9 protein-coding genes and 1 tRNA gene are annotated in these 11,898 nt (G+C 58.3%); 3 read left to right on the top strand and 7 right to left on the bottom strand.

Annotated elements, in window-relative coordinates; all coding sequences use genetic code 11:
- Nucleotides 1-166 precede the first annotated feature (166 nt).
- Nucleotides 167-255, bottom strand: a tRNA-Ser gene (locus tag ACFOES_RS01835).
- Nucleotides 256-593: 338 nt separating this feature from the next.
- On the opposite strand from ACFOES_RS01835, the gene ACFOES_RS01830 reads away from it, so the two are divergent.
- The gene (locus tag ACFOES_RS01830) at nucleotides 594-4,433 is read left to right on the top strand and encodes an Eco57I restriction-modification methylase domain-containing protein (RefSeq protein ID WP_377831447.1); all 3,840 of its coding nucleotides are present in this window, start codon (nucleotides 594-596) and stop codon (nucleotides 4,431-4,433) included.
- Nucleotides 4,434-4,452: 19 nt separating this feature from the next.
- Nucleotides 4,453-5,982 carry an AlbA family DNA-binding domain-containing protein gene (locus ACFOES_RS01825; RefSeq protein ID WP_377831446.1) on the top strand — a complete coding sequence of 510 codons (1,530 nt, stop codon included), beginning with the start codon at nucleotides 4,453-4,455 and terminating at the stop codon, nucleotides 5,980-5,982.
- Nucleotides 5,983-5,985: 3 nt separating this feature from the next.
- Here ACFOES_RS01825 and ACFOES_RS01820 read toward each other — a convergent pair whose 3' ends face one another.
- Entirely contained in the window at nucleotides 5,986-6,267 is a 282-nt protein-coding gene (locus ACFOES_RS01820) for a hypothetical protein (protein WP_377831445.1), read from the bottom strand.
- A 214-nt stretch (nucleotides 6,268-6,481) separates the two neighbouring features.
- On the opposite strand from ACFOES_RS01820, the gene ACFOES_RS01815 reads away from it, so the two are divergent.
- On the top strand, nucleotides 6,482-7,774 hold the full coding sequence (locus ACFOES_RS01815) for a MobA/MobL family protein (RefSeq protein ID WP_377831444.1): 1,293 nt from the start codon (nucleotides 6,482-6,484) through the stop codon (nucleotides 7,772-7,774).
- 51 nt (nucleotides 7,775-7,825) lie between these two features.
- On the opposite strand, the gene ACFOES_RS01810 is transcribed toward ACFOES_RS01815, so the two are convergent.
- From ACFOES_RS01810 to ACFOES_RS01790, 5 genes are all read right to left on the bottom strand, one after another.
- Nucleotides 7,826-8,365 (bottom strand): hypothetical protein, encoded by a 540-nt coding sequence (locus ACFOES_RS01810; RefSeq protein WP_377831443.1) that lies wholly within the window; start codon nucleotides 8,363-8,365, stop codon nucleotides 7,826-7,828.
- A 175-nt stretch (nucleotides 8,366-8,540) separates the two neighbouring features.
- Nucleotides 8,541-9,389, bottom strand: coding sequence for a hypothetical protein (locus ACFOES_RS01805; RefSeq protein ID WP_377831442.1), 849 nt, complete (start codon nucleotides 9,387-9,389; stop codon nucleotides 8,541-8,543).
- A 715-nt stretch (nucleotides 9,390-10,104) separates the two neighbouring features.
- Nucleotides 10,105-10,581, bottom strand: coding sequence for a hypothetical protein (locus ACFOES_RS01800; protein ID WP_377831441.1), 477 nt, complete (start codon nucleotides 10,579-10,581; stop codon nucleotides 10,105-10,107).
- 9 nt (nucleotides 10,582-10,590) lie between these two features.
- Nucleotides 10,591-11,463, bottom strand: a complete 873-nt coding sequence (locus ACFOES_RS01795) for a hypothetical protein (protein WP_377831440.1) — start codon at nucleotides 11,461-11,463, stop codon at nucleotides 10,591-10,593.
- Nucleotides 11,464-11,576: 113 nt separating this feature from the next.
- Nucleotides 11,577-11,894: a hypothetical protein gene (locus ACFOES_RS01790; RefSeq protein ID WP_377831439.1), complete on the bottom strand. Its 318-nt coding sequence runs from the start codon at nucleotides 11,892-11,894 to the stop codon at nucleotides 11,577-11,579.
- Between the last annotated feature and the right edge of the window lie 4 nt (nucleotides 11,895-11,898).

The following is an 11,898-nucleotide window of genomic DNA, read 5'->3' as shown; positions in this document are numbered from 1 at the left end:
GAGAGGCTCTTTCTGCATTCCCGGCGACGGGGCGGGGCAGGCGGTCCCTTCGCAAAGCTGCCACCCTGCGCTTGCCCTTGCCGGGCGACCAGGCGCCGAAGCCGGACAGATCTCCAGGCGCGTCGTGCTGCGCACGACCGATCTCCGCCAAGTAATTGAAAGGAAATGGAGGCGAGTACCGGAATCGAACCGGTGTACACGGATTTGCAATCCATGAATGGGTTTTGGTTTTTCTTGGTTTTTTTGTAAACCGCCGTCAAATTGTGCCAAGCCAAATCAACAGTTTATCGCGGAACTGTAAACCGCCTTTGCGGCGGTAGCTTCTTTTGAATTGTGTGGTTTTGCGTCGATAACTTGGGACGACGAGCGGAGGCAGCAGGAGGGCCGAAAGCGGTTCGAACTCGAAGGCCGTGTCGGAAATACCTTCAAGCAGAACGAACGGTTCTCCTGGCGAGACGTCGGCAGTCGGCTTTCCATCACAACTTGTGATGGTCTTGCGTTCTGGCCGCGACCCAGAAATAGTCGCCTTTGAAGGCGAGGAGGTTTCCCGTGGAGTATCAGTCTTCCGTTTGTATTCAAGGAGTTCATGGCTAATGGTCGATACCCAGAACTCTTTTCTATCAAGGTCCTTCTTGCGCTCGGTCTGGGCGCATGAATTTGAAACCTTCAAGGATAGCCCCGAGGAGGTCGAGCTCCTCGAGCGCCTAACGCGATGGGCTGGGCGCGGCACCTTGAAGGAGACCTCCGCGCAGGCTGCACTGCTCGAGGAGTTCTTCCATGCGACGTGGGGTTATGTCCAGGCCGGCCAAGTAGGTGGCGAAGCCAACTACACCCTCTATCCGGCCTTCCCGGTCGCAGGAGCGGGGCAGCGCGGTGGCATGGGGGAAGCCGATGCTGCGCTTGGGTTCTTCGCCCCAGATGAGACCGATCCAATCCCCCAGGTCTTGGTCGAATTCAAAGACATCAAGAGCGCCCTTGACGCCCCACAAAAACGGAAGGGCAATTCCAGATCGCCGGTAAAGCAGGGCCTCGACTACCTCTATGCCAGCCGCAAGGGGATGTTCGGGTATGAACCGATCATTCCGACTTGGGCTATCATTACCGACATGAATGAGTTTCGCCTCTACTGGGCGGATCGTGGCGAGCGGCAGTTCATCAGCTTCGCGCTGGAAAAGAAGGATCTGCTCCAGAATGCCACGTTGCTGAACGACACCGACGAGGGCCGCTTCGACCGGTTCCTGTTCTCGCGCCTGTTCCACCGCGATACGCTGATCGTCCGGGGCATAAGCGGGCGAGCCGAGCTGCTGTCGCTCATCCAGCGACAACGGTTTCGCCAAAGCGAGCTGGAAAACCGCTTCTACGCCGAATACCGCGGCTTCCGCGAACACCTCTATCGCAGCCTGCTGAAGCATAATGGACCGAGTACGGATCGCTTCCCGGGCACCAAGGGGCGGCTGGTGCGTATGGCTCAGAAAATCCTCGATCGGGCGATTTTCGTATTCTTCTGCGAGGACATGGGCCACGCCCCGGGTTTTCCGCCGCAACTCCTACGTGACTACTTGGTCCGGCAAGCCGATGATCAGTTCTTCGATCCGAAGGGCGGGGAAATCTGGCAATGGCTGCGCCGCCTTTTCACGGTGATGAACGATGGCCAGCCCTTTGGGGGGCATCGGATGAACAAGTTTAATGGCGGGCTCTTTGCCCCCGACCTCGAGCTTGAGAAATTACACATCCCCAACAGCATCTTTTGCGAGCGTGGGCAGGGCCAGAACGAGGCGAGTCTCGCTGCCAACAAGCTGACGCTGCTCTACCTGTCTGCAAACTACAACTACGCTTCCAGCTGGGGCGAGGGCGTTGTCCACGATGAACACGCGCCTGCCGGCAAGCGCGATCCGGAGCGGAGCATCGGTCTCTACACACTTGGGCGCATCTTCGAACAGTCGATCACCGAACTGGAAATCCTCGAAGCTGAAGAGGAAGGCCGCAAGTCGATCAATAAGGAAAGCAAGCGCAAGCGCGACGGTGTCTACTACACCCCCGAATGGGTAGTGGAACGAATCGTGGATGAGACGGTGGGGCGCCGCCTTGCTGATCTTAAAGCCATGTGCGGCTGGCCGTCCGAGAAGAAGAACAAGCTGCCCTCACTGGAAGCCATTGACGCCTACGAGGTGGAGCTACGCGACATCCGCATCGTTGATCCGGCGTGCGGCTCCGGCGCGTTCCTGATCACGACGCTGGCGTACCTGTTGGACGAATGGAAGGCTCTACGTGACCTGCGCCGCCAACTTGGACAGAAGATGGCGGAAGAAGACTGGACAGACGCCGCGGTGCGCGAAATCCTTCGCCGCAACCTCTACGGCGTGGACATCAACCCGGCGTCGGTTGAGATCACCAAACTCGCGCTTTGGCTCCACACCGCCCGCTCCGACAAGCCGTTGTCTTCGCTCGACAGCCATATCCGCGATGGCAACAGCCTGATCGGACCTGAGTTCTATAACGGCCTTGCGCCCTACAGCGAGGACGAGAAGGAGCGGATCAACGCCTTTGATTGGCAGGCCGCTTTCCCCGGCGTGTTCGAGCGCGGAGGGTTCGACGTGGTCGTAGGCAACCCACCCTACGTGAAACTCCAGAATTTCCGAAAGGTGCATGCCGACATGGCAGCGTTCCTTTCGCGCGACCCCAAGGGCGGTGGAGCCTATTGCAGCACCCAGACCGGCAACTTCGACCTTTACCTACCATTCGTAGAAAAGGGCATCCAACTTCTGAATGACAATGGGAGGCTGGGCTACATCGCCCCATCCGTCTGGCAGATGAACGAATACGGCGCAGGGCTGCGCGGCGTGATCGAAGAGGGCCGTCACCTATGGGGCTGGATCGATTTCGGGTCGCACCAGATCTTCGATGAAGCGACCGTCTACACCGCGCTCCAGTTCTTCTCGAAACGACCTAACGACGAGGTCGCCGTGGTTCAGGCCCCGAACGGGGTTGTTGCCGAAAGCCCGTGGGAGGCAGAGGACATCCGTCTGAGCTACGACCGCCTGAAATTCGGGGATCGCTGGCTGCTCGTCACAGGCGCCGAGCGCGACCTGATCGACAAGCTGACCGCCAGCGGTTTGCGGCTGGACGATCCCGCCGTGACGCGGAACATCTTCGTGGGCATTCAGACCAGCGCGGATCACATCTATCATCTGAAACGTCTCGGGCCGAACCGTTACGAGGAGAAGCCGCCGAAAGGAGCCAAGCGCGGGCGCGTGGTCGAGATCGAAGACGAGATCATGAAGCCGCTGGTGTCCGGACCAGAGGCGAGCCGCTATCTGACACCTCAGACCGATACTTACCTTCTATTCCCTTACAGCCTTAGCGGAAACCGTCCGAGCCTTGTCCCTGCCAACACCATGCGGTCGCAATATCCGAACGCCTGGGCCTACCTGATCGGGCATGAAGAGGAGCTTCGCGCCCGCGAGAGCAACAAGATGGACCTCGATGACGGGTGGTGGGCATATAACTACCCGAAGAACCTCGACAAGCAGGAAGCCCCTAAGCTGCTGGTCGCCCAAACGGTCAGGTCAATGCAGGTCTCGGCGGATGGCGACGGTGCCTTCTACATCAACAACGTCCGTGTGAACGGCATCATGCCCGCCCGCGGTGTATCCTTGTGGAGCACCTTGGCCGCGCTCAACGCCAAACCCTGCGACTTCTACTTCCGCAAGACGGCGAAGCCGAAGGACAACGGATATTTTGAGGCGAACAAGCAGTTCATCAAGTACCTGCCGCTTCCGGTCACCGACGGCGACGACAATGCCGCGCTGGCGGGGGATGCCGAGCGCCTTCAAGAGCTGTATGACCACCTCCGGCAGGCCTTGGACGACATTGCCCGACGTATGGGGGCTGTCCGCATTCGACCTCGCCCGGACGAATGGTTGTTTCCAGATCTGCCTGGCCTGAACGAGCTTAAAGACGCTGCCCCTAAGCGTCTGATCGGCAACGACCGCCGGAAATGGGCCAAAGAGCGCCTGGCCCGTGAGTTGGAGGCCCGGCACGCCGCGCTTGAAGAACGCCTTGAACCTGGAGTTCCCCTCGCCGCAGAATTAAAACGGGGCGAATTGCGTTTCCTGATCGACGGCATTCCGGCGATCACGGGCATCTTCCCCTCCCCGGATCAGGCCCCCTTCATCCTCGCGCAGTGGAAGGTGCTGGCCAGCCGCACCGAGGTTACGGCCAGGATGACAGGCAAGAAGCTCGCCATGGAATTGAGGAAGATCAGTCTCAGCGCCGAGGACCACATCATGGCCGATGTGATCCGTCTGCAGGATGAAATCGCCGCCGCCGAAACCGAGATCGCCACGAGGGAGCGCCGGATCAACCAGACGATCTACCGTCTTCACGACCTAAGCCCGGGAGAGATCGCGATGATCGAGGCGAAGGTGCATTAGGGACGGAGGGAGCAAGCAGGTGGTCCGAGCGCCGCGGAGAACGATCACGGATGAAGAGATTGGCCTCATCAAGGCCATGCTTCGCCGGGGCACCCGCAACCGGGATATCCAGTTCTACTTCAACCGTCAGGACCGCCCGGTGAATTCGGGCCGCATCACGAATATTCGGAACGGCGACTACGGCCCGGAGATCCCCGCTGCGACAGATGCGGAGCTGGATGCCTTTCTCGCCGGGTTCCAACCTGCCGAGGTTGGCGTGGTGGTCGAGGGAGGCGCTCCTGTCGAGCCTACGCTCGCCGAGAAGGCACGGGCCCGCTTTGTTCTCCGGGAGGACGGTCACTGGTATCTGGCCGATGGGGAGACCTCGGACCAGGAATGCAAGGCCGAGTTCGACCCGAGGCGTATGGAGCCGGTCATTCGCGCGATTGCCGCCCTGGCGAACAACCGGGGTGGTTTCATTTTCGTCGGCGTCCGCAACGATGATTGCAGGGTGAGCGGGATGCCGAACAGCACGTTCCAAGATACCGATATCGTCCGGATCACGGACAAGGCAAAGTCGCACCTCACACCTACGCCCGTGTTCTTGAAAGACGTGATCGAAATCGGCGGCTTTCCCGTGGGCGTCATTCACGTGGAAAAGCACTCCCATCCGCCGGTGATCGTATGCCGCGATGCGAATGGTCTTGAGGATGGGACCATCCTTTTTCGATATCCAGGACAGTCGGGTAAGATCAGATTCGGCGACTTGCTGGCCATGTTGCGTGAAAGGGACCGGGCCGCGCAGCAGATGTTGTTGGTTGGTGCCTCGCGGTTGACCGAGATCGGCGCGGACCGTGCCCTGATCGTGGACACGGATCGAGGCGAACTGGACGCGGGGACAAGGCATATCACCATCGACCGGGCCTTGGCTGATCAACTCGATTTCATCCGTGAGGGTGAATTCAACGAACGTGTGGGAGCGCCTACCCTAAAGCTCATCGGTGATGTTCATGCAGTTGACCGCGAGGGCCAAGTCGTCGAGCGCGTCGAGGGGCAAGCCTTGTCGGCTGAAATGGCTCTGATGGCCTATCTGGAGCGCGAAGCGGTGCGATCACCCATGGGGTATGTGTGCCTCTCCGCCATGGTGCAGAGGCAATGGTTGCCGTTGTTTTATTTCATCAGATTGGCCGACAGCGATGCGGGGGCCGCCATAGCGGCTCTCGAAGCGACAGAGGCCGTTTACAGGGTGTCAAAGGAAAACGCCCTCGCGCGGCTTCGGGGGCAGAGAACCGCGTTTTCACAACCAAGAGGGGCCACATTGCAGGTCCTGGAGGCATTGCGCGCGGGTCAGGTCGAGAACCTAAGAGAACGCTTTTCAGACTCCCAGATCGTACGGGGTATTCAAGGTTTGGCCGACAATGCGATCCTGGACGAAGAGCTGTTTGCTCTTCTTCAGGACATATACAGGGACGGGGAGGGAGGCGCCAACGTGCGAAGTGGGGTCTTCCGTGCCGCGGCCCGCCTGGATGAAATTGAGGCGCGGCAGCTTGGTCAACAACGCCGTCCATAGCCCTCATTGCTTCCGCATGGGCGGCTCCGCCAGCGGAGCCAATCCGAGGAATTCGCGGTCACGCTTGTTGGTAACATGTCGATAAAGCCAGCGTAGACTGCGGTCTTGGTCTTCCGGTGTTCTGTGCTTCAGCCCGGCGAGAAAGGCGGCGCCGAGGATGATCTTTCTTCGCGTCTCGTTCGATCGAGCTATCTGCTTCTGCTTCTGATTCAGGTCCTTCAAGCGCTCTTGTTTCTGCGCGATCGATCTTTCCAGGTCGGAGATCTGCTTCTCAATTTCTGCCACGACGACGGTCCTCTTTAGATTGTCCTGACAGAGACATGGAGCCCCAGGAGAGCGTACGCATCAGCATTTTCCTACCATCGGCTCGATCGAGACGGGTCCGGTGGAACCACCGTGGCCCGGAGGGCAAGGCGCAATTACGCAAACTCCGTTTGCAGCGCGCCTGCAGCGGGCTCTCAAGGGAGCGGAAAACGGCAACGGGCCCGATATACATAGCATGATCCATCCGGCCAGCCATTTCTCACTGCACCACCTCACGCGCGGGAAAACCGCGTCATCGATCGCGCGTGCCGCATACATCGGACGGCGCCGTCTTCGAGACGACAGGACCGGGCGCACCTTCTCCTACCTTCGGAAGCGAGGATTGCTGGAAGAGGGGCTGACGAATTGGACGGGTCGGGTCGAGGGACTTTGGAATGCGGTCGAGGCTTGCGAGACCCGATGCAATGCCCGAGTCGCGCGGGAATTCCGCGCGGCGCTGCCCGCCGAGCTGCCGCTCGCCGAACAGCGAAGGGTCGTACATGGCTTCACCTGCTTTCTCAAAGACACCTATGGCATGGCCGTCTATTGGGCCATCCATGCGCCGCATTACCACGACGAAGAGATAGGTCGTGGAATCGACGCGCAACTTGCGAAGGGCACGATTTCGCCGAAGGAATATGTTGAGGTTCTGGCGGACCCGGCAATGACGAATCGGAACTTCCACGTTCACATGCTGACGTCGACCCGTCGCCGGCAGGAGCCCGGAGACGGGTTCGGGGCAAAGGTCCGCAAACTGGACGACAAGAAGAAGGGGCCAGTCGAGCTCAAGATGATCCGCGCAGAGTGGCAGAAGCGCGTCAACGCCGCGCTCAGGCATGTCGGGTCCTCAGCCCGGATCGACCTGAGATCTTACGCGGAGATGGCCGAAGCAGGCGATGCTCCTCCTGGGTTAACGAGCGGGTGTCACCGCGGGCCGGCTGCGACAGCAATCATACGCAGAAAAGCCAGGACGGAAAAAAGTCTGCGGGCTTCGGGCTGTGCGGCTCCCAAATCGCCAGAACCCACGCCTCAGGACCCGCGGGATGACGCACCGCCCGGGGCGGTCGATCAAGAAAGCAGAAGCGAACATGATCAGTTGAACGAGGAGCTGTGGGAAACCTGGTCTCAACTTCGTGCATTGGAGCGTGAGCGCGCTCGTGTCGCCGACGAAGGCCAGCGAATTGCCTTTCTAAGGGAGAGGGCTCGGAAGGAGGAAGCGAGGAAAGAGCGAGCCCGGCTTGCTCGGGTCGAAACCGCAGAGGAAGCCAAACAGGCCGCATGCGCTGCTTTCCATCTCAGCGCGCCAGGAGAACTCGGGGACTGGGGCAAGGTCTTGGCGGCCGTCGCTCGAGGGGAGTTTGATCAAGGTTCGCCGGCAGATGAGGCCGAGATAGACCCCGAGACTTATGAAATGCCCATAGAACCTAAGACATCCGGCGTGGCGTTGGTGGTGCGGCTACGAAACAGAGGGTACGTTCGGGTCAGGTAGGAGAGCTGGGATTAGGCGGAAATCGCCGCCCGAGGGCGGCGACTTTGAAGATTAAACCGACATGGTCATCTGGCCGGGAAGAGGGCCTGACGGCGAGCTCTTCGGGCTCTTGTCGGTTTCGCGACGCTTCTCCTGCGCCCGAACGCTGGTATGAGGAGCCTGATCGCCGAGCTCTTGCTCGAGTGTCGAAGCGCGATTTCGCCAGAACGCCAGCTCTTCTTTCAGCTCCGAAAGGCTTTTGTCATGATCTTCTTGAAGGATGCGGATTTGCCGGTTGTACTGGCTGGAAATGTGTGAGTCGAAGTTCATGAAAAGCTCCTCGATTCCGTTGCCGAAATCTCCGAAAATCTTGTCAAGGCTTTCCCGGAAGTGACTGGGCATGATTTTCTCGTAGCTCTCGGCAGGGGAACCCTTTTCCTTCCGTGCTTCGCGATGGGTGTCCCAGATTTCGCGAACACGTTCGTATTTTCCGCGAAGCCCCAACTTGTCGTACACACGCCAAGCGTCAATTTCTCGGCCAGGGTGCGCCCGCTCGAGAGCTTCACCCACTTCAATGATTTGCTCGTTTGTATAGAGAGGTTTTCGAGACATTATGCTTTCCTTTTTGTGGACATAAAATGGATATTGGTCGAAATCTTGCTGGCAAAAGAAAAATTCGTAAGAAAGTTTGAAAGTCGGGAAAGTTAGTTTGAGCGCTTTTTGGAAGTAAGTAAGTGCTTGGGGGAATCGGGGTTCTACGCATCCAAGCGCGGGGCAATAGATTCTACTATATGATGTTGGTCTGATAGAGCTTGCTCTTGAGGGCGGCCTTGTTCAACCTGACCCTCTTCCCGGAGGGATGAATCTCAACAACATTTCGAGTCCCGGCTCGGAATTTGTACAGCCGTTCAGGTGACCATTTCGTTTTTCCATGCGAAACCTTGACCACAACGTTTGAGACGTGGTTGTCGAAGATCCCGTGTTGAGGGGCGATAAGATAGGCATGGTTCAGAAGTGCACTTGCTCTGGTCGCGGCCCGGACCCAGGACTTGCTCGAGACTTCCCATGATTTCCGCCATTTCTCCTGATCCTCGCGTTTCAATCCGAGCTCAAGCCGTTGAATTGGCGTGAGAGAAGGGGCAGGCTCCCTAAGGATGCGAGGTAGGGAGAATTTCGGGTAGTCTCTCCCGCCGTGCATCGACGCGAGCGTGAGGAACAGGATGTCGTGTAGCGTCCCACATGCGCGGATGTGATCGGTCCGAATGATCGCGAATGAGTCGCCCTTGGCCTTTCGTGAATATGCAGCCAGGAAACTCTCTGACAGATGGAAGTGGAGCCGTTGTCCTTCGACCTGAACCGACCGAAAGAGACCTTGCCCCTCGAGTTGGTTGACCGCGACGCGAAGCCAATCATTGTCTGTAGCACCCACCGGTCCGACCGCATCAGCGATGTCGCGACAGCGCACGATCCTTTCCTTGTGGAAGACGCCAGTGGCGCGCTGCGTTTCGCCGTCGAGATATTGATGCATCCAATACATTAGGCCATGTGCAAGCCTAAGACCGAGAAATGTTCGCTCGCCATTTTGAAGGTATGAAACAGCATGTTCTCGAACTATATATTTGTCGTTGATGGTCATCGTTTCCACTCGTCGTTTGTATGACGAGTAGATGGGGCGAAATCGCTCCCCGCCAAAATGACTGGTCTGTCCGTCTTACCTTCCAGTGCCACCGTGAAATGTTCTGTCTTGGGCCGTTATCCCTATGCAGTAGGGCAGTTGTTGTGGCATCCCAATCCGTCTTGTCGTATGCGAAGTGCCGGTTCCTTTCATATTTATCCGTCATTTGTGTTTGTGATTTCCGTGTTTTTGATCGCCAATTTGTCGTAACAACCTGTTATTTCACGTGTATCGCAGTAAAGAATTCATGGAATTGCTGGAACCCAAGAACCCTTGGAAACGGGGCGGCGTGAGAATCTCTCGATTCCGGCCGGAGTCGCGAGCAATACACGCCGCTGTCGCCATGGCAGCCGCGGGGAGCCATCCTTTTTCAAGAGGCACTTGTTTCAGGCGGCTCTTGGAGATGTGAGCCTTATCCAGATTTGCGACGGATTCGGATCACTCCCCGACCACTGCTTCACCTTGGCGGGCGTGCTGGCACAGGCCTCAGGGTCCTCGAGTCGAACTCTTCTCTCGAGACGCGCCAAGAGTTGGCCCGAACTTCTCGACGAGGTTGTGCTGCAACCGGTGCTGATGCATCCTCCGCACGCTGGGCGCGAAAATGCCGCCGATCCGTGGTGACGCATTCCGTGTGGCGGGACCCAAGTAGATCAGTCGCCATAAACGCCGGCTGATCTCATTCGTCCTGGGGAATCGCTCCAGCGTCTTCCAGATCATCATGCTCCAACTCGCCCGGATCAGGTTCGCTACGAACCTTGACCGGCTTCGGAGGCGGCGCCTGCCATGCTTTCTGGTTGGTGCCGACAAGATCGTAGAAGCTGGGGACGATACGCTCGACATCCTCGATGAAGGTGCGACGCCCTGAAAAGCGCTTGCCGAGATTCTCTACCAGCAGAACCTCGAAGGCGTGCGGCGTCGCGGCCGGATTGTCGTTCTGTATCGCACATGGATCTTCACGCAGGGTCTTGATGTCCTTGGTCGTCGGCGCCCCGCGACCGGGCCAATGTGCCCGCAGAAGAAGTCGTTCGTCATCTTCCGGGAGCATTCGCAGCAGCCAGTTGACGCGGGCCTTCGTCGACTTCTTGTCCCCTGGCGCCTTCAGCGACATCGACACGGCGACAGTCCGGCGGGCGAGATCAATGGTGACATCCATGTCGGAAGCTCAATTTGGCACACGGATGACAGATGACAGCGAATGTCGGGTTGCGAGTGCTTCTGCCATTGCCTTGAGGCGGGATGCTGGGTCATCGGAGAGTTTTCTCTCGACCTTGGCGGCGACCTCCTGACCAATATGGCTGGACATGTGCAGACAGAGGTCTCGCTCTTCCGCAACCCAGCTCGCGGCGACGGCTTCAACCTCCGGAGCGGTCTTCCGCAAAGCCTCATCGTTCGATACCGCCTGCGTCACATCTTTCCAGCTCGCGGTCATCTGGGTAAATCGCTCGACCCCAGTGGCAGGGTGCGCAAGGAAATGGTTCAGTTGCCCGAGGAGGTATCCCTGCTCTGTGTCCGTTACTGCTTCCTGATATTCAAGAATCTCGCATACGGTGGCCAGCCACGACCAGGACCAGTGGAACAGGTCGACTTTTCGAAGCAGCATCTTCGAGATCGAAACCGGAGAATGATCTGCGCGCGCCACAAACTCATTCGAGATGGTGATTACAGCGTCGATGCCGTTCGCCTTCGCCAACTCCGCATATTTGGATACCTGCTCTGATGTCAGCTCATTGCGCCCGATCTTGGCTTCAATCAGGGCCGACCATTGCGTTCGTCCGGTGTCGATGATCAGCAGGCCATCGGGGCGACAACCATCTTCGACTTTGTCCTTCAGCACGACTTCGGTGAATGCACGAACGCGCGTGCGCTTCCCTACCCGGACGCCAACGCTGGAAAGAACCTCTTCAGCCAGGACCGGGATCTGGGTCATTACGGCCAAGAAAATCGATGCTACCCGTTTCTCTTTGCTTGTTTCCGCGAGTATTGGAAACAGCCTTGCCTCGTCTTCGCTGACGATAAAATCCGGTCGCTCGATCATGAAACCTCCCTCGATACTCGAAAAAGCGTAATCTCGCGAGAAGATTGAGACAACACTTTGTGTTCTATCGCGGGTAGGTGAGATCTTGGGGAACGACAAAGGCGGCGCTTTCGCTACTTTGACGCGCCGCTTCGCCAACTGCTGTCGAGCTTGGCTCCGACCTTCGTTCCGGCATACAGCCACGGTCGGTAGATCACCCGATGAAGATCCGGCACATCCACCTTGCCGGTCTTCCGGCGAACGAAAGCATCGATACCGTGCCGCATGGCCGGCGTCTTGCGTTCAGGCGTGCTGCGCGCTGTCGGCGCGAGCTCGATACGCTGGTTTGTCCCGGGAATGCGAAGGGCACGAGGCATGACCTTGGGCCGTTTCAAACTGTCGTTCGAAACCTCATCGAACGGAGACGAATATCCTGAGGGGGCCTGAACCATTCTT

The organism is Acidimangrovimonas pyrenivorans, from assembly GCF_042643245.1.
In the GTDB taxonomy this organism is placed as follows: Bacteria; Pseudomonadota; Alphaproteobacteria; order Rhodobacterales; family Rhodobacteraceae; genus Acidimangrovimonas; species Acidimangrovimonas pyrenivorans.
Note: the sequence above shows the minus strand (reverse complement) of the source record. Positions and strands in the feature narration are given on the sequence as shown.